The sequence below is a fragment of the Lysinibacillus sp. NPDC096418 genome, from assembly GCF_044762775.1.
GTDB lineage: Bacteria > Bacillota > Bacilli > Bacillales_A > Planococcaceae > Lysinibacillus.
On record NZ_JBIWEY010000041.1, the window covers coordinates 21,965 to 39,433 of the forward strand.

Annotated in this window: 19 protein-coding genes and 1 riboswitch; of the genes, 6 read left to right on the top strand and 13 right to left on the bottom strand. The window is 35.6% G+C overall.

The window, feature by feature from the left end; translation table 11 throughout:
• Window positions 1–36 precede the first annotated feature (36 nt).
• From ACIQZG_RS21300 to ACIQZG_RS21315, 4 genes are all read right to left on the bottom strand, one after another.
• Window positions 37–483: a hypothetical protein gene (locus tag ACIQZG_RS21300; protein WP_402757636.1), complete on the bottom strand. Its 447-nt coding sequence runs from the start codon at window positions 481–483 to the stop codon at window positions 37–39.
• A complete protein-coding gene (locus ACIQZG_RS21305; RefSeq protein ID WP_402757637.1) occupies window positions 480–779 on the bottom strand; it encodes a PadR family transcriptional regulator in 300 nt (99 codons plus the stop codon). The genes ACIQZG_RS21300 and ACIQZG_RS21305 overlap by 4 nt, the downstream gene beginning before the upstream one ends.
• A 253-nt stretch (window positions 780–1,032) precedes the next feature.
• Window positions 1,033–1,815 carry a hypothetical protein gene (locus ACIQZG_RS21310; RefSeq protein ID WP_402757638.1) on the bottom strand — a complete coding sequence of 261 codons (783 nt, stop codon included), beginning with the start codon at window positions 1,813–1,815 and terminating at the stop codon, window positions 1,033–1,035.
• A gap of 113 nt (window positions 1,816–1,928) precedes the next feature.
• Window positions 1,929–2,054 carry a hypothetical protein gene (locus ACIQZG_RS21315; RefSeq protein WP_402757639.1) on the bottom strand — a complete coding sequence of 42 codons (126 nt, stop codon included), beginning with the start codon at window positions 2,052–2,054 and terminating at the stop codon, window positions 1,929–1,931.
• 29 nt (window positions 2,055–2,083) lie between these two features.
• Window positions 2,084–2,264, bottom strand: a riboswitch (cobalamin riboswitch).
• Between the two features lie 293 nt (window positions 2,265–2,557).
• Here ACIQZG_RS21315 and ACIQZG_RS21320 point away from each other — a divergent pair.
• Window positions 2,558–3,937 (top strand): vWA domain-containing protein, encoded by a 1,380-nt coding sequence (locus tag ACIQZG_RS21320; protein ID WP_402757641.1) that lies wholly within the window; start codon window positions 2,558–2,560, stop codon window positions 3,935–3,937.
• A gap of 163 nt (window positions 3,938–4,100) precedes the next feature.
• Here ACIQZG_RS21320 and aspA read toward each other — a convergent pair whose 3' ends face one another.
• The 5 genes from aspA to ACIQZG_RS21345 form a co-directional block, all read right to left on the bottom strand.
• Entirely contained in the window at window positions 4,101–5,519 is a 1,419-nt protein-coding gene (gene aspA / locus ACIQZG_RS21325; protein ID WP_402757643.1) for an aspartate ammonia-lyase, read from the bottom strand.
• A gap of 291 nt (window positions 5,520–5,810) precedes the next feature.
• Complete coding sequence (locus ACIQZG_RS21330) at window positions 5,811–6,017, bottom strand: thymidylate synthase (RefSeq protein ID WP_402757645.1); 207 nt, start codon at window positions 6,015–6,017, stop codon at window positions 5,811–5,813.
• 44 nt (window positions 6,018–6,061) lie between these two features.
• Window positions 6,062–6,277 carry a hypothetical protein gene (locus ACIQZG_RS21335; RefSeq protein WP_402757647.1) on the bottom strand — a complete coding sequence of 72 codons (216 nt, stop codon included), beginning with the start codon at window positions 6,275–6,277 and terminating at the stop codon, window positions 6,062–6,064.
• 292 nt (window positions 6,278–6,569) lie between these two features.
• Window positions 6,570–7,547, bottom strand: coding sequence for a thymidylate synthase (locus ACIQZG_RS21340; RefSeq protein ID WP_402757649.1), 978 nt, complete (start codon window positions 7,545–7,547; stop codon window positions 6,570–6,572).
• A gap of 44 nt (window positions 7,548–7,591) precedes the next feature.
• Window positions 7,592–8,518 (bottom strand): hypothetical protein, encoded by a 927-nt coding sequence (locus tag ACIQZG_RS21345; protein ID WP_402757651.1) that lies wholly within the window; start codon window positions 8,516–8,518, stop codon window positions 7,592–7,594.
• A gap of 213 nt (window positions 8,519–8,731) precedes the next feature.
• Between ACIQZG_RS21345 and ACIQZG_RS21350 the strand changes: the two genes are divergently transcribed.
• The 4 genes from ACIQZG_RS21350 (at window position 8,732) to ACIQZG_RS21365 (ending at window position 12,860) form a co-directional block, all read left to right on the top strand.
• Window positions 8,732–10,927 (top strand): sensor histidine kinase, encoded by a 2,196-nt coding sequence (locus tag ACIQZG_RS21350; RefSeq protein WP_402757653.1) that lies wholly within the window; start codon window positions 8,732–8,734, stop codon window positions 10,925–10,927.
• The gene (locus ACIQZG_RS21355; protein ID WP_402757655.1) at window positions 10,920–11,546 is read left to right on the top strand and encodes a response regulator; all 627 of its coding nucleotides are present in this window, start codon (window positions 10,920–10,922) and stop codon (window positions 11,544–11,546) included. Before ACIQZG_RS21350 ends, ACIQZG_RS21355 begins: the two co-directional genes overlap by 8 nt.
• 156 nt (window positions 11,547–11,702) lie before the next feature.
• Window positions 11,703–12,164 carry a hypothetical protein gene (locus ACIQZG_RS21360; RefSeq protein WP_402757657.1) on the top strand — a complete coding sequence of 154 codons (462 nt, stop codon included), beginning with the start codon at window positions 11,703–11,705 and terminating at the stop codon, window positions 12,162–12,164.
• 495 nt (window positions 12,165–12,659) lie between these two features.
• Window positions 12,660–12,860: a cold-shock protein gene (locus ACIQZG_RS21365; protein WP_053583238.1), complete on the top strand. Its 201-nt coding sequence runs from the start codon at window positions 12,660–12,662 to the stop codon at window positions 12,858–12,860.
• Window positions 12,861–13,172: 312 nt separating this feature from the next.
• Here the strand turns inward: ACIQZG_RS21365 and ccsB are convergent, their stop codons facing one another.
• Both ccsB and ACIQZG_RS21375 read right to left on the bottom strand, forming a co-directional pair.
• Entirely contained in the window at window positions 13,173–14,360 is a 1,188-nt protein-coding gene (gene ccsB / locus ACIQZG_RS21370) for a c-type cytochrome biogenesis protein CcsB (protein ID WP_402757669.1), read from the bottom strand.
• Window positions 14,361–14,509: 149 nt separating this feature from the next.
• Window positions 14,510–15,010 (bottom strand): HXXEE domain-containing protein, encoded by a 501-nt coding sequence (locus ACIQZG_RS21375; protein WP_402757659.1) that lies wholly within the window; start codon window positions 15,008–15,010, stop codon window positions 14,510–14,512.
• Between the two features lie 174 nt (window positions 15,011–15,184).
• Between ACIQZG_RS21375 and ACIQZG_RS21380 the strand changes: the two genes are divergently transcribed.
• The gene (locus tag ACIQZG_RS21380; RefSeq protein ID WP_402757661.1) at window positions 15,185–15,460 is read left to right on the top strand and encodes a DUF1450 domain-containing protein; all 276 of its coding nucleotides are present in this window, start codon (window positions 15,185–15,187) and stop codon (window positions 15,458–15,460) included.
• 73 nt (window positions 15,461–15,533) lie between these two features.
• Here ACIQZG_RS21380 and ACIQZG_RS21385 read toward each other — a convergent pair whose 3' ends face one another.
• On the bottom strand, window positions 15,534–16,322 hold the full coding sequence (locus tag ACIQZG_RS21385; protein ID WP_402757663.1) for a hypothetical protein: 789 nt from the start codon (window positions 16,320–16,322) through the stop codon (window positions 15,534–15,536).
• 403 nt (window positions 16,323–16,725) lie between these two features.
• Window positions 16,726–17,235, bottom strand: coding sequence for a hypothetical protein (locus ACIQZG_RS21390; RefSeq protein ID WP_402757665.1), 510 nt, complete (start codon window positions 17,233–17,235; stop codon window positions 16,726–16,728).
• Window positions 17,236–17,469: the final 234 nt, after the last annotated feature.

Here is a 17,469-nt window from a genome sequence, read left to right on the forward strand (position 1 = left end):
GATTGAAGTAAAAAGAGCCTTACACACTCTGTATCATTAATTTGCTAGCACTAAAAATACAGTAAAACTAATCGCATATAACCCCATTAAACCTACTGACATCTTTGATAATTTTGTTTTGATTGAAAAAGCACTTCGGAAATCCGAAGATCTAAAAAGATTAACAATGAAAATAGATACTGCAAAGAAAAACGAGACCATAGCTATAATTATTGCAACTTGTTCCATTAAAATAACCTCCCGTAACGAAATGAATTTTACAACTACAAACACATTAATTAAACTAACAAGTAATACGATATAGCTCATACGAATGCCAAAAATTTCTCTTTCACTTATTTCTTGTTTCCAAGCATCCACTATACCTTGCATTAGGTCCTTCAACACATAAAATGACAAATCCGTCTGTTCCAAAAAATAAATCAATTCATCGCCGTATCTCTGTCTCCAACTTTTTGGATACAAATATATTAACCACTTCATGTCAGACCAAGCCTTTTCGTTCCTAATGCTGTTACTTTTTGAATCTCTTTTATTTGATCAGTTAAATGATTTCGCCCCGCATCTGTTAGTTCATAAACTTTTTTACGATCATCCGATTCAAGCATATGAATAAAGCCGGCTTTTTCTAAACGTGAAATTGCTCCATACAACGTCCCTGGCCCCAACTTAATGTCGTAATTTTTTTCAATATCCTCCATAATCGCATAACCATGACAGCTTTTTTCTGCCAGACTAATCAAAATTAATAATGGCGGTTCAGAAAATTTACCTTTCACTTCTATTCAAAACCTCCTTTTTCGTTTTATTACGTTTGGCGATATAACGTATAACGTAATAATAAGTCATATGTAAAAATAATGCAATAAAAAGGAAGCGAAATTCCAATTCTTTTTGAAGTTTTGGTTTACTACCAATAAACCAACGATAATATGAAGAGATTCTTTTGGAGAAATTGGGCAACGTTGCAGATCACTTCTTTATTAAAATCATCAACTAAAAAAAGCCCTCCATAAAAAGGAGGACTATGTACTACAACGCCTGTGCCGTACTACTCGTTTGCTCTATAAGTAAATAAGCAGGTTCTACAATTACGTATCCGTGATTATTTGAAAAATCTATAAGCACATTGCCTGGCTTACTTTTTAATATTTGTAAATTATTAATTATTTTTAGTAACTGCTCATGTCCATTACCACGTGGGTGCCAGTTTAAATGATAGTCATTCAACGCTTTGACCGCCTGCATAAACTGGGCATATTCACGTTCAACATATTTCTTTAAATTCAACGATTTATTGCTTTCACGATAGGTGCTGATTAACAACGTTAAATCAGCTAAATAAGTCTCATAAAAACGCATCACCATCGAACATAGCAGATCATTTACTCTTGCAGCACTAAGAATAGGCTTTGGATCGTAATAGAGCTTTTCTAAATTTGGTCTTGCTCTAATTGAATCAATCCGCGTAATCAGATGGTATTCTTCGCCATCTACCATATAAACAATCGGGTTTGTTGGCATATACATGGTGAATCCATTTTTCTTCGTCTTTAGATTATCAACTACACTCGCTTTTGCGAAAAGATGTCCATCAAAGCCTTCATTTTGAATCCAAATAATTTCCTTGCTATATAAAATTTGTTCGAATAATCGTTCGTTGCTAATGAGGGCAGATGCTAGAAACTGGTCTACCAGGGATTCCACAACCATTCTCGTTTTTGTTTGCTTGCCGCTTTCTCTATGCGGGAGTTTCTCAATTTTTATATCTAGCAAGTGTTTCTCTTGTTTTGTACATAATCGTATATTTTTCAACGTTACATCCTCTTCTCGTACATATTTTCAAAACAAAGGCATGATCGAAAAAAAAAACGGACTCCCTCCAATTTGAGAGAATCCGTTTAATATGGCGACTTCACCTATAAATATCAATGTTCGTCTACCTTCGTCAAATAAACCCCAAATGTGTGAAGTTCGGGTCGAGACCGCTTACCTTCATATAGCCATTTGGGCGTTTGACGTACTGTGACGAACAGAACATTCTGTTTTGTCAACATGCCACCTCCTATTCCTCGTAGGGTTTGGTGTGTACTAATAATAGGCAGGTCTCCTGACTTATGGTCAACGCTTCTTTTCCCTTCCCATCGTTTGACAGTGGTTTTGAAAAGTCGCTCACATTTACAGTTGCGGGACAGTGTCGGACTTGCACCGACTTCCCTTTTAGTAAATCACACTTAATTTACACCTATTACTACACGCTATTCAGTTGCTAAGGATTATAGTGAAAACTACATTCCTAATAGATTACTACTAGTAATTGTAAGGTAGTCTATTTTTAATGTCAATTTCAATAATTTATCACATCTGTTGATTAGCTAGTGAAAATACCCCCTCTCACTTCTTAGTGAAGTGGATTGAAATCCAACCTTGCGTAAGTTCACATACAATACTCAATACAGTTCTAATTCACCAAATATCAAAAGGTTTTTTCCCTATATATACAATTTGAAAAGAATGGGAAAATAGAGAAGCGGAAATAAAAGGAGGACATGTAGGTATGAACTTAAGAATTTCAGCACTCACCTTGGTCATATGCGCGGGTTTTCTAATAGGTGGCTGTTCGCCCCCAACTGATATGAAAGATAAACCGATTGAAACAAAAGGAACAGCTACCACCGACAACACAGTACCAAGTGCACCACGGACTTTAGATGAAATGATTCAGCAAAAATCTGGGCTGTGGACAGATAAATATATCGACGAAGAAACGGAACTCGGGCGCGGCGTTAATGTGTTAGGCTATTTGGGCTTTCATCAAAATAATTTCACACCTATTTTACACGAAGAGCTTCCAAAATACTTCAAAGATAAAGCGGAGTTGACGACCGATGAGCTATATGATCATCTCCTCTATTTGCTTGGTTCTGGAAAATATATCGACTATTATGAAGACCTTCAAAATTGGCAATATGGTTTCACAATGCCCGTACTTCCTACAGGCCCTGATGACACTGAAACTGTAGAAAAGTCTATGAACGTAATACTTCTGCTCGATGCAAGTGGAAGTATGAAGGCAAAAGTACCTGGCGGAATGAAGATGGAACTAGCAAAGGAAGCGGTACATTCTTTTGCCAAACAATTAAAACCAGAGGCAAATGTCTCCCTCTTCGCCTATGGACATGTTGATGCAGGTACCGATCAGGATAAAACAAAATCCTGTGAAACAATAGAAGATGTCTATCCGTTACAACCTTATGACGAAAATTCTTTTATCACTTCACTAAACAGCTTCCAAGCAAGCGGCTGGACTCCCCTTGCAGGTGCAATAGAAAAAGCTCATGATCTTTTAAAAGCATATCCTGAAAATGAAAACGTGAACATTGTTTTTATCGTCAGTGACGGTGTCGAAACATGCAATGGAAACCTTATCGATGCTGCCAAGCTCTTACAGGCTTCTAATATTCAAGTAAAAGTTAATATTATCGGTTTAGATGTTGGCGACAAAGGTCAGGCAGAATTGAAGAAAGTTGCAGATGCTGGAAACGGCGATTATGTCACACTCCAAAATAAAGATGAACTGGAAACATACATCACAAAGAAGTGGAAACCTATAATTGGACAACTTGTATTCATCACTGGACCAAGTGGACGCGAATATCTTGATGTTGTGGAAAGTTTAATTCGCCTTAAGGACCTTTTGACATATGCCGCTCAACGGGAAAAAATGCGGATTGATAGCGCTATTTCCATCCTGCATCAAGAAAAGTTAATTTCAGTTGATCAAAAGACACAACTCCTTAATCTAACTAAAGACATGTATGAAGGTAAACATGAAAATTTTTCGAGTATTTATGAAACGAAAAAGAAAGACATGGATTCAGCGGCAGACGAAATCAAAACAAAAGTCGATGAGTGGAAAGAACAATTTAAGGATTAATAAATATTAAACATTTACCAACCCACCTATAGGCTACTGAACAACCTAATATCCCCCTACTTACAAAAGATTTAATAATTACCTAAAATTACTACGAGAGATTGTAAAACTAAATAAAACAAAAGAGCTTCCGTATGGAACAGAAGCACTTTCATCATCGAAATTATTTTAATTTCATAATACTTGCACCAGCAATACCTGGATGCGTCATTTCATAAGGATCTAAAATTAAATCTAACTGCTCAGCCGTTAGAACTCCCTCTTCGATACAAAGATCTCGAATCGAGCGACCAGATAAAATAGCTTCACGCGCAATACGAGCTGCAATTTCATAGCCGATATGTGGATTTACTGCCGTTAAAATCCCCACACTTTTCTCAACATATTCTTTCATGCGTGATTCGTTTGCCTCGATGTCTTTCAAGCAATTTTCCGTAAACGCGTGGAATACATTTTTCATAATGCTAAGTGATTGGATTAGGTTAAAGACAAGTACTGGCTCCATAACGTTTAGCTCTAATTGACCCGCTTCTGATGCAAGACAAATTGTTTGGTCATTACCAATAACTTGGAAAGCAACTTGGTTTAATACTTCAGGCATTACTGGGTTTACTTTCCCTGGCATAATAGATGAACCTGGCTGACGTGCTGGTAAAACAATTTCTCCTAAACCTGCACGTGGACCAGATGCCATTAAGCGAAGGTCGTTTGCAATTTTAGACATATTAATCATACAAATTTTCAGCGCACCAGATACTTCTGTATATGCGTCTGTGTTTTGCGTAGCATCCACTAAATGTGTAGCGCCTTTTAGTGGTAATCCAGAAATTTCAGCTAGATGTTCGTCTACTGATTTAATATAGTCTGGGAAGGCATTTAGCCCCGTACCAACAGCCGTCGCACCCATATTGACATCATATAGATTCGGACGTGTTTGACGAATACGCTGAATATCACGGTTAATGACACGGCTGTAAGCTTCAAATTCTTGCCCAAGACGGATAGGCACCGCATCTTGTAAATGCGTACGTCCCATTTTAATAACATGTGCGAATTGTTCCGCTTTTTGTTGGAACACTGCTTGCATTGTCTCCATCGTAACAAGTAATTCATCTACTAGGTTAAGTACGGCGATGTGAATGGCTGTTGGGAAAGCATCGTTTGTCGATTGTGACATATTAACGTGGCTATTCGGACTAATTGTTTGATAGTCCCCTTTTTCTTTCCCTAAAATTTCAAGTGCACGATTTGCAATGACTTCGTTTGCATTCATGTTAATAGAAGTACCAGCGCCCCCTTGAATTGGGTCCACGATAAACTGTCCATGCCATTTTCCATCAATAACTTCTTGTGCCGCTTCCACGATCGCATTACCGATATCTGTTTGTAATAGATTTACTTCCATATTGCCAAGCGCAGCTGCTTTTTTAACAACCCCCATTGCTGTAATCAATGCAGGATGAATCTTGTAGCCAGTAATCGGGAAGTTTTCTGTTGCACGAAGCGTTTGAATACCATAGTATGCTTCTTTCGGTAATGTGCGTTCCCCTAAAAAGTCTTTTTCAATACGTAGTGTGGACATTTTATGTAGTCTCCTTTTATGTATACTCCATATGTATAGTAGCTAATATATAGAGTAAAGTAAACAGACGAATCTTCACAAAGCTATGTTTTAGCAAAACACCCGTGTTTTCCTGCTTTTTCGGGCAATTACGTGAAGTGAATTGTGTATTTACGATGACACCTACCACATAAAATGGACTGTCCTAAAAGAAAAGATACTTATTAATTTGACGGTAAACTCATTAATTGGCACAAATTTTTAATTTTCTAATTTGTTCTGCAATTACGAAATCTAAATCGCTGAGTCCATTTATATTTTTGCAACATAAATTACAAGTTCCTGACGAATTTCACCGTTATCTTCATAAAAATCCAGGTTATGAAATTCGTATTTAAAATGGCCCATCGGAAACGTTACACTCTCTCCTTGAGCAGCTGCTAAGACGCCGGCTACATCATGCGAAACCATTTGTATAAGTTCCGTACCTGTTAAAGATTCTACAAATACTACGTTCATAAAAAAACACCTCCTCAGCTATTATAGCTGAGAAGGCGTATACATTATAGTAGCTCTTTATTACTATAAAGTCGGATATCCTCAACAACTTTCATCATTTGCTGTAGCTGTTCTTCGGATAATTGAGGCAAGATTGCGTATTCGTCATGTTGTTTTCTCATATAAATTAATTGTTGCATTGAAGTCTCTACAAAATCATTTTCCATCATTCGTAAATACCTCTTGTTACCGCCCATATGAAACACCATCATTCTCTTCACAACAATCACCCCTGCCTTTCTATTGTAAAATAGTTCAATAGCTACCACATAAAGTATAATAGAAAAGTATTAATAGAATCATCTTCAAATCTGACTAATTCCAAAAAAGATTATTTCGACCTAGTACTAAGTGTAATTTTAATGAACAAGATAACAGATAGATTGTTTTGTCATAGGAAAAATTCTTATTTCACATATACTATTTTAAGTTCGTACAATAGTATTGACCATGAAATCTAGATTACAAAACAAGCGAACATCATCTTAAGTTTTTCAAGCCAGTTCCATTCAGTTATACTGCAATCGGTGCTTTAATCGCTGGGTGTGGATCATATCCTTCAATCGTTAAGTCTTCTAGTTCAATATCAAAAATCGAAGTTTTTACTGGATTTATTTTTAAGGTTGGTAGGTCCTTAGGTTCTCGTGATAACTGTTCTTTAACTTGCTCAATGTGATTAGAATAGATATGTGCATCACCAATACTATGAATGAATTCTCCAACTTCCAGCCCACATTCGTGTGCAATTAAATGCGTTAATAAAGCATATGATGCAATGTTAAATGGACAGCCAAGCAATGTATCCAAACTTCTCTGCATTAACTGGCAGCTTAACTTACCTTCTGCAACAAAAAATTGGAACATGACATGACATGGTGGCAATGCAGCCTTACTGCCCTTTTTCCCTGCATCAATAACATCCTCAGGATTCCAAGCATTAACGATTAAACGACGCGAATCTGGATTCGTTTTAATTTGATCAATCACATCTTGTAGCTGATCTAAACTTTCACCTGTTGATGTTGTCCAATTTCTCCACTGCTTACCATACACATTTCCAAGCTCACCATATTTAAGTGCAAATGTATCGTCTGTTAATACTCGTTCACAAAATGCAGCTAATTCCACTTTATATAAAGCATTAAATTCTTCATCTACTAAGCAGCGACGACCGAAATCTGTCATATCAGGGCCTGTATATTCATCAGATTCCACCCATTTTTTAAACGCCCATTCATCCCAAATGTGGTTGTTATTTTGTAGTAGATAGCGAATATTCGTGTCACCTTTTATGAACCAAAGCAACTCGCTTGCCACCAATTTAAATGGTACTCGCTTCGTCGTTAAGAGTGGAAAGCCCTTGTTTAGATCGAAGCGCATTTGGTAACCAAAAACACTGTATGTGCCAGTTCCAGTGCGGTCGTCTTTTTTCACACCGTGTTCTAAAATATGTTGTAGTAAATGTAAATACGCGGTTTCTGGATGCGTCATTTCTGCTAACAGCTCCTTCAAATATGCTGTTGAACATTATATCATCAATTACGCTTCGGCGAAATCAAGTCCATATTTTCCCACGATCCTTTCGAAACTTTATGCTCATTCGCTACAAACACCATCGGCATCACAATAATACTAAGTAATATTGGCGTTACAATTAATAGCAAATCAATACCAGGTTTAAAATATAAACTAAATGCAGTAAATAACCCTGACATTACAACAAACACGATTTGAGCAATAATAATAACTACTGGAATAAATCGATACTTGTATCTCAGTTTTCTTGATTTATGCACTTTCTCTGGATACTTTAATAGCAGCTTATTAAAGCGTCCTGCTAGAAATAGACATGCCACCACCTGCAGCAAGATGAAGCTAACAAATACCACACTTCGCAACATCATCTGTACTTTATCGATAGTGCCATCAAAATTACCCACGTTTTGCTGTAAAAGCTCATTCACCGGCCCTTCATAAACATACTCACTTTCACTTAAAAAAGTAAGTGGCTGTGCAAAGCCAAATGATGCCCATTCTTTTGCATTGACCGTCCAATTCGTCAGCTTACTCGCCATAATGCGCAACTGAACAGCTTCATCTTCACCAAACATGCCCACTAAAATGTTGTAAGGTATTGCTAGCTTTAACTCTCCTTTTTTCTGCACCTGAAATAAGTCCTCAATGAAAAACGTATACTCCACAACTGAATCATTCACCTCATAATGTGCCGTTTGAATTTTCCAATTTGATGCTAGGGATTGCTCTATATTATCCTTCATCTCATCATAACCATTTAATCCATGTAGCGGTTTTGGGATTTTATAAACAAAATGATTGTCACCACCGATAATACAAACATCCACTTTGACAGAGTCAGCAGTCTTGGCAGTTGTCTCAACTGAGAACAGAGTGAATACCAATATAGCCAAAAGTACAATTCGAACAAGTCTCTTTTCTACCATGTGCGCACCCTTTCTAGCATATTGTTATTTTTACACTAGCATAACTCTTACCGAAACAACCATTGTGTTATTCCGAAAGAACTCTAGTGGTTTTCCGAAAGTATCCATTTCGGTCTTCCAAATCCGCTAGAAGTTAAGGATAATAAGGTTAAATACTTAATTGGAAACAAAATATTTTAATTACTATTTACTATCAATAGAAAAGAGATTTATATGAATAAATTTACCACTAGTTTTTTTACCATTTACATAATTCTTGGTATTTACTTTTTATCAATAGCCATTCAAACACCGTTTGTTAACATCGCTCTTAATGAAGTTAATGGACAATTTGTCATTGACGAGCCCTATTATCCAAAGTGGGCTCAGCAGCACAATATTGAAAAAGGCGATATTTTGATAAGGATTGATCAACAGCCTCCAGCTAGTATTTCTAGTGTTCAAAAATTTCGTTATGTAAATGTAGCAAAAGAATTAACCATAATAAAAGCCGACGGTACGACTCATACAATTACTATCACGCATAGAGACTTACCCGAGCAGCTTCTTATCTTCATTATTTTTCCAATGATCTATTTTGTCTTATCTATTTGTGTAACACTCTATTTAGGGCGAAAAAATAAAAGTAATTTTCTAACTACACTACTGATACTTTTTTTATTAGCCGTTTCTCTGGCGTTTATTAGTAGTATTGCTTCTAGTAGGGGTAATAGTGTAGGAATATTAGTAATTGGTTTTTTGATTATTTTATGCTTAACCATACTCATTCACTTTTTACAACAATATTTTAACTATCTACAGATTAAATGGCCATTTATCGAGGCCCGATTGCTCTATATTTTTCCTTTACTTATATTTATTAGTGATGCGATATATGTCCTTTATCCTAACATTCGACTTGTTACTCCAAATATGGTTCTTGGGCTATTTTGTGTTTTCATCCTTTGCATCATATGTATTTTGTTGGTGAGCTATTTACAAACACGCTCACCAAAAATACGATTAATTGCTATTTCTTTAATCATTCCATTTATGCCATTTTTATTATTGTTTGTTGTCCCTAAAATTTTAGGGCGCCCAGTTATCCTATCTGGAGAGTTTAGTTCGTTATTTTTACTGCTCATTCCATTTTCGTTTATCTTTATTCAAGTAAATGAACGATTATTAGATATTGAATATCAATTATCTCGTTTTCGTTATTACTCTGCCCTTGCATTTTCGATTTCCTTTATATTGACAATTGGGATTTCGCTCTTGTTGAACGAGCTCGAATCAATAACAAAGATAATAGGGATTTTCATCTTACTTTTCATCGGTATACTAGCAGGCTTCTATATAAAAGAGCACCTTGATTTTAAACATCGAAAAATAATTTTTTCTTCTAACGGGGACTATGTACATAATTTATATGGGGCAGTTAACCGCATTAGCAACGCAAAAAACCAACAGGATTTAGAAGTTCGCTTCATGCATGAAGTTGCGAATAAACTTGGTACGACCGCGTTTACAATAGAAACGATTACAGATGACTTACCCTTATCACGTGGTGAGATGGTGATTGAATATAAAGTAATTCAGCTCGTATTACATGACACGGCAGACGAAAAGATTGTTTTAACCATTTCAAGCTCACTTCAAAAAAAGGAGCTTTTATGGCTAGAATTACTATCTCTCTACTTCTCAATGTTTGTTGATAATCTAAAATTCATCGAGGATTTAGTGGAAGAAATTCATCACATGAAGGTAGCGAGCCATACCCAACTCCCATGGCTCGATAAATTACTTTGGAATATTATCGAAAAGGAAAAAACAATTCTGGCTCAGGAATTACATGACACGATTTTACAGGAGCAACTACATCTAGCAAGGGAACTCGACGTCCTTGCAAGCCACCCTATTATCAAAAAAGAACGAGTGCTTAAAATTCGCGAACAACTTCTCGATGCTTCTCAAGATTTACGAGAATATTGTGAAAACCTAAGCCCCCCACTACTCGATACATTTGGCTTACAAGTTGCAATAAAAAAACTCATACAAAAAGTGAAAATACGTGCGAATTTTTTACTCGATGCACAAATCGAACGTGTGAATTTTCAAGATGTAACACTACACCTGGTTGTGTATCGCCTTGTACAGGAGCTGCTTAATAATGCCATTAAGCATTCTAACGCGACTGAGGTGACACTTCATCTTCGTGCAATCGATCATGGCTTTACCTTGCAATATACAGATGATGGTATTGGTTGCGATGTTGAGGAAATGATGAGTTCTACAACATCAATGGGGATAAATGGAATTAGAGAACGTGTACGTGCATTTAGTGGTGACATGAATATTACGTCAAAACCACATGAGGGAATGTATATTAATATACAAATACTAGAAGAAAGTGAGACTAAACATGATTGATTTGCTTATTGTTGACGATCACCCTGTTGTTTTAGACGGTACAAAAACGCTTTTACAAAACTTAGCGAATGTTCAAATAGAAACAGAACAGGACGGATCATCTGTACTCTCGCTTATGGAGACAAAAACATTTCAGCTCTACTTAATTGATATTAATATGAAACCAATTAACGGTATTCAACTTGCCGAAATGATAAAGAAGAAGCAACCAGAAGCTACTATACTGTTGTATACAGGTTATGAATTAGTAGACTATTATGAGTTACTCGTAGAAAAAAAAATCGATGGGTTATTATCTAAACTTGCCACAAAGGAGCAGGTCTTACATACAATTCAAGCAGCTCTTCGTGGAGAAATTTTACTACCTGTCGACTTTTTAGATTTTGTGCAACAGCGCACCCATCGATCGGATGTAAAGCAAGATGTCCAACTCAGTAACAAAGAACAGGAAATTTTGCAGTTTGTCGCTCAAGGCTATACGAATAAAGCTATAGCCTCTAATTTAGGTGTTACACAACGCACCGTAGAAAATTATTTATCGAAGCTTTTCGTGCGGCTTCATGTAGAATCACGCGCAGAGGCAGTTATTGTAGCTAAAGAAAATGCTTGGATTGACTAATAAGTAGTAACCCACACAGTTGTTTTTTAACTTTTTGCATGTAAACAGACTACTTCTAGGTCAGTACAAAATATCCCTGAGTTCATAGTATAAAGAAATTAAAGTAAAAACTACTCGACTTTTATTGTACATGTACGTGACAAGGGAGGCATAATTTTGACTAAAAGAAGAATTCAACAACATTATAGAGAACAGTTGGAATACAAAAACAATAAAAATTTATCTTGGATAATCATCATGGCTATTTTTCTTTGCTTAACATATACCTTTGCGCCAACTTCATGGCATACCAGCAACCCGTCAGTAACCAAAAGAATCCTAGTTAATTCCGAGGCCCCATGGTCAATGACGGTTACTGACATTGATAAAACACTGAAAGAAACAAGTATTCATTATACAGGTATAACTTTCATCAATAATTCAAATCCTTTTAAAATTATTATCAAAACGAACCTTCAAAGTAAACTCTCTAATGAAGAAGTAGAAATGCTAACGAATATTACGAATGAATTAATTATTATGAATAAGCAACCCTTACTACTACATGATGATGAAAAATACGAAATTATTATTAGAGGAAACGATAAAATTGATTTATCTAGAAAAGTATTTTTTTAATGTATCACTAACTAAAACATACTCAAATCCAATGTAAAAGGCTGCTAGGTTAATTATAATCGTGCAGCTTTCACCCATTTAAAGCCCTGTTCAAAAGCCATTCCTGTACTATTTAATCCATCAAATCTACAATATCCATATTTTAACTAAATATTCACTTCATAAACCCATATCTTTTAACTATATTGAAAACTTTTAAGAAAAAGTCGTAGTAACAGATGTGGTTAGTCCGCAGTATTACTCGATTTACTCGGAAGTCCACTAGCTCATTAGTAATTCAAATGCAACAAATACGAGTGAAGGAATTGTTTGCATTATTTTTGTTTTTTTACTAGACAAGTGTAAAATCCTATTGTATAATAAATGTAATACTTCAATCGTAAACAATGAAATCACCTATTAAAAAGTGATCGTGTTAGTACGAGCATTTTTTACAGTGATTTTTTTTACTTGTTGTAGGATTAGTTTTTCAATTTATTTTTGGAGGTTTTTTAAATGACTCAAGGTACAGTAAAATGGTTTAACGCAGAAAAAGGTTTTGGTTTCATCGAAGTAGAAGGCGGAAACGACGTATTCGTACACTTCTCAGCTATCCAAGGTGAAGGTTTCAAATCACTTGAAGAAGGTCAAAAAGTTGAATTTGGCGTTGAAGAAGGCAACCGTGGCCCACAAGCTACTAACGTTGTTAAACTTTAATTCTTAAATTGAATTAATTTTTGAACTCAAAAAAGAGACATCCATTTATGGATGTCTCTTTTCACTTATACTATGGAACATTAAATTATATACCACCAAAACGCTAAATCTCCCCTTCTTCTTCGCTATTTACATATTGATTTATTAGATTCAAGAAACCTATATAAAACGGCAAGGCAATAAGCAATGTCATACTGACCAAGCCTTTAACTGGATTGGGTCAGCATGGCACAAAAGGCATTATCATAAAGATTGCACTAACAACATTAATTTTTTTGAAAATGCTGAATGTGCAACCTCCACTCCTAGAATTTAAGCGTATGAATGTAATCCTGAAATGACTAAATTCACGAAAACTTGATTAAAGACAATAATACCGAATCCAATAATGGATAGCCAAGCAGTTTTCTCCCCTTCCCATCCTTTAGAAAGTCGGAAATGAAGAAACGCTGCATAATATAAAAAGGTGATAAGAGCCCAAACTTCTTTTGGATCCCACCCCCAAAATCTACTCCAAGCAATTTGTGCCCAGATCATCGCAAATAGTAACCCCCCTAAGGCAAATAACGGGAATCCTATCACAACAGCTCTGTATGATATTTCATCCATTAATGGAGCATTCACTCGATTTGTTAGCGGCTTTAATAAGACAATTATTTTCTTTCTTGTTAAGAGTCGAATAACACCATATAATATAGAACCAACAATAAATGCCCAAACAATGGAATTCAGTTTTTTTGCATCAATTTTATTTGAAAGCTCTATCGCACTAATTGACTCGCCACTAACCGCTACAGCACCTTTATTAACAACAAGCGGCATCATTGTATATGTTGTTTGTTCCACCGTTTCTTGAGCATTTTCAAATTGTACAGTTACTTCCTCTGTCGCAAGATTGAAAACAGTGGATGCACCGATAAAACCTATTGTAACAATCAAACAGAACATTACAAATTCCAATCCACGTGTACTAGCTGTCTTCTTATGTACATCTAACGTTCGTAATAGATAAATAATCCCTGTGGCAAATGCTATTGATAAGATCGCACTTGAAAAAGCAACAGTGATAACATGAATTGTCAGCCAGTTACTTTGTAGTGATGGTATAAGGGGTGTTACTTCCCGCGTAAACACACTGCCATAACCTATAATGATTAACGAAACTGGAATTACAAACAAACCTACCACAATTTGCTTGTACAAAAAATGAATAATTAAGAAACTACCGATTAGCATAATACCGAAAAACGTCATAAACTCGTACATATTACTAACAGGTGCATGCTCGACAGCCTTCCATCTTAAGAAGAAATAGCTTAACTGTAACAAAAATGCACCGCCCGTAAGAGTAAGCCCAAGCCTTTCAAACATCCTGCCTTTCGATTTTACCGCTAGGCCCAATGGCAAAATAGCGATTAACAATAAAATAAATGCTACAAATAATGAATTACTACTGATACTTAATAACTTTTCTGTACTCAACGTGATTTCCTCCACCATCATTTTTTAGAAGATCCTGTAAAACAGTCCTCCATATACAGAACGTCGAATAGCAAAAGAGGTGCCATTTTCCACAAATAAATATACTCATTTTCCCTATTTGTTACAAATCAGTGACATATTACATCTAGTCCGATGCTTTCCATTCACTAAAATAATGCAACTACGCTTTTGCCTATAAGCAATGCCGATAATGCAGCTGGTGTTTGTAATAGAAAGCCACCTATTAAATACCATGCAATTTGCTTCACCGTAAGAACCTTTGCATCATAGAGCTTTTTGACTGCCATTATGCAATATGGAATCAATACTAAAACAGCCGTTATAACACCTGGCACATACTTTTGAAATACAATTGCTTGTAGGACATGCCCAATGCCATTTGCTAAAAACACCCCTGCAACAAGTAAGGAGAAAAGCGGGAGTGGTTTGATCCAAAGAAATCTTCTTCCATTTGCTGCAAATAAGCAGCCTACAGTTACTATTATCCATAGAAATACAAATGCAATCGTGAACTCCATAGCTGAGATAGTAAACGGAAGTTGAAACGGGAGTTGGACTTGTTCAATTGTTACGATTTCCTCTAAATCATGAATCAAAAAAATAACTGGAAAGTACAAGATTAACTTTTTCAACGTTGATGACCGCATATGTACACCTCAGATTCAAGTTTTATTTGTGTTTTCTTTACTAGGATCTAAAAATAAGAATTTAAGTATTCACTTGCATATTTTCTATAAAACAATTATATTTGCAACTAGATAGGTACAGTGAGTTTTTATGCGTTTACATAACAACTTCACATATACATAGGGGGAGAAGAAATGGCTTTTTCATTTTTTAAAAAGAAGGAAAAGGCACCGATGAAGTGTCAAATTGAATTTTGCGTGTCTAATATGGCACAAGGCTCTTCCGATGCCTATGACGAAATGTTGAATAGAACTGATGTTGAGGTTGAAGAATTCGGCTGTACGTCAAACTGCGAACTCTGTGTCGAACAATTATTTGCTGTGGTCAATGGAGAAGTGATCACTGCCGAAGATGCAGAAAGCCTTGTCGCGTCGATTGAAGAAGAAATCAAAAACAACCCATTGTTTTAAGTTTCTATATCTAGGCTCCGTTCTATTCTTGATAAAAGTACAGAGCCTTTTCAGTTCAGATTTTTTCGCTCTTTTAATTTTTGATCAAATGATAGTAATCCGTTTTCCAAATATCATTTTCCTTAACTAACGCAAATGTTTTTACATATTTACTACTTCCTAACCTAGTATCTATTTGAACAATTGTTAAATTTCCATTACTGGTTTCCCGTTGAATTGAGATTGAATCATAGAATCTATATTGCAAATAATCTTTCATAAAATCATGCGATAAATATTGTTCATACTCATTGTTAAATTGTTCAAAGGTTGGAAGCTGACCATTATCATAAGTAATGGCGTATAATTTACTAATGTTATGTTCAAATATTAAATTCATATGAATTAACCCCATTTCTTCTGGCGTAAAATTTATTAAACTACTAGTCTTTCCGTTTTCTAAAAACTCCTCATATTTTTCTAATTTATCACTTGGCAATTCTTCGAGATACGTAAAATCAAATTCCCTATCTATTTTCGAAGTTACTGGGATAATCGCTTCAGCACGTACAATGAAATCTGTAACAACAGCTTCCTCAATTGTTACTGTAACTTTCCAAAGTCCCTCTTGGTCAAAGCCAAATTTCGCTCCACTCTTGTTATTCCAAATATCCCACTCATAAAGCTCAACCGTTTCATTTGTTTCTTGATGGGTAGCGGTCATTTTAAACTTTTTACCATCATTATTTTGAGAGGAATCTAAAAAATACAAATTATACAAACGTCCTTGACCTACGGGGAAATCAGGTTCATTCTCTTCCCCATTCGCTCTCATCATACCGAACTTCCCTTCGGTTCCATACAAAATCATCTCATCATGCATAAATGTCGGTGATTGCGTCCAAACAGTTTCCTCTTCCTGAACACACCCAAATAGTAAAATTAAAATAAGTACAAAAAAGATACTAATTGACTTTTTATTCACCGTGAACACCCCCAAAAAAAGCTTTTAATTTCAAGAATAGAAAATGTTAATTTTGCAAAGCTGCGATTTTTCTTCCTAAGTACCATAGAAAAACTCAAAAAAGGACCGTTATATCATACATACCCGTCTCGATATAATCATTACGATATTAAAGTGTAATAATGCGGAAGCTACCTTTTTCTATATACTACGAAGTCTTGCACAATAAGTTTCAGAAATACCACATTTTTATTTCATTTACAAAATACAACATAAAAAGAGCTATTCGTTACACTTCTCCTACGAATAGCTAATTTTGTATTTAATTACTCACAACAAAGTCATTATCCCAGCTAGTGGAGTCAGATAATTGATAGGCCACCTTCTTAGTATGGATATCGATAATCATCGCTACTGTTGATTTTGCCGCGTTAGAGGGACAGTCTAGTGTAAATACTATATAGCCTTCTCCACCACCATGTTTGTCTACTGCACTTACTTCATCTATTGCAAAAGTAAGAAAGGATTCATTTATATCTACTAATAACAAACTATCCTTTCGATATACGCCATTTTCCTTAACATTATAACTAAGGGGTTTCCATCCCTCTGACCACTTTATGTGTGCAAGTATATTCTTATTACTATTCGTTCGTTTTCCAACTGAGAAGGTAAAGAGTACTTTCATGAGAACTTGTCCTAATTCATTTAACCCTTCGTATGTCGCTACTACCTGAAGTTCTGTTTGTTCCTTAGAGGATTTAAATAAAACTATTAAAACAATACAAAAAATAAGAATCACAAACGCTACTATCACTACTAATTGCTCCATTTCGTTCCTCCTAACAATTGTTAATAGTGTTACTAATAGCTTATCATGTTTTCGAATTTTCTGATTGTTTTTTGCGCAATAATTTGAAAATTTATTCCATTTATTTTAGTACTAAAGCTAGACATGTAACTTTCTATTTAAAATCGAGTAGGAGGGAGCGACTAACTCCCGTCCTCTCACACCACCGTACGTACGGATCCGTATACGGCGGTTCCATGAAGTCTGACGGACAGC

Bases quoted from the DNA above. Each gene is read 5' to 3' on its own strand.
- ACIQZG_RS21390 (WP_402757665.1), bottom strand. From the start codon at position 17,235: ATGGAGCAATTAGTAGTGATAGTAGCGTTTGTGATTCTTATTTTTTGT.
- ACIQZG_RS21365 (WP_053583238.1), top strand. From the start codon at position 12,660: ATGACTCAAGGTACAGTAAAATGGTTTAACGCAGAAAAAGGTTTTGGT.
- ACIQZG_RS21340 (WP_402757649.1), bottom strand. From the start codon at position 7,547: ATGACGCATCCAGAAACCGCGTATTTACATTTACTACAACATATTTTA.
- aspA (WP_402757643.1), bottom strand. From the start codon at position 5,519: ATGTCCACACTACGTATTGAAAAAGACTTTTTAGGGGAACGCACATTA.
- ACIQZG_RS21350 (WP_402757653.1), top strand. From the start codon at position 8,732: ATGAATAAATTTACCACTAGTTTTTTTACCATTTACATAATTCTTGGT.
- ACIQZG_RS21345 (WP_402757651.1), bottom strand. From the start codon at position 8,518: ATGGTAGAAAAGAGACTTGTTCGAATTGTACTTTTGGCTATATTGGTA.
- ACIQZG_RS21330 (WP_402757645.1), bottom strand. From the start codon at position 6,017: ATGAACGTAGTATTTGTAGAATCTTTAACAGGTACGGAACTTATACAA.
- ACIQZG_RS21385 (WP_402757663.1), bottom strand. From the start codon at position 16,322: ATGCATGATGAGATGATTTTGTATGGAACCGAAGGGAAGTTCGGTATG.
- ACIQZG_RS21355 (WP_402757655.1), top strand. From the start codon at position 10,920: ATGATTGATTTGCTTATTGTTGACGATCACCCTGTTGTTTTAGACGGT.
- ACIQZG_RS21300 (WP_402757636.1), bottom strand. From the start codon at position 483: ATGAAGTGGTTAATATATTTGTATCCAAAAAGTTGGAGACAGAGATAC.
- ACIQZG_RS21380 (WP_402757661.1), top strand. From the start codon at position 15,185: ATGGCTTTTTCATTTTTTAAAAAGAAGGAAAAGGCACCGATGAAGTGT.
- ccsB (WP_402757669.1), bottom strand. From the start codon at position 14,360: ATGGTGGAGGAAATCACGTTGAGTACAGAAAAGTTATTAAGTATCAGT.
- ACIQZG_RS21320 (WP_402757641.1), top strand. From the start codon at position 2,558: ATGAACTTAAGAATTTCAGCACTCACCTTGGTCATATGCGCGGGTTTT.
- ACIQZG_RS21375 (WP_402757659.1), bottom strand. From the start codon at position 15,010: ATGCGGTCATCAACGTTGAAAAAGTTAATCTTGTACTTTCCAGTTATT.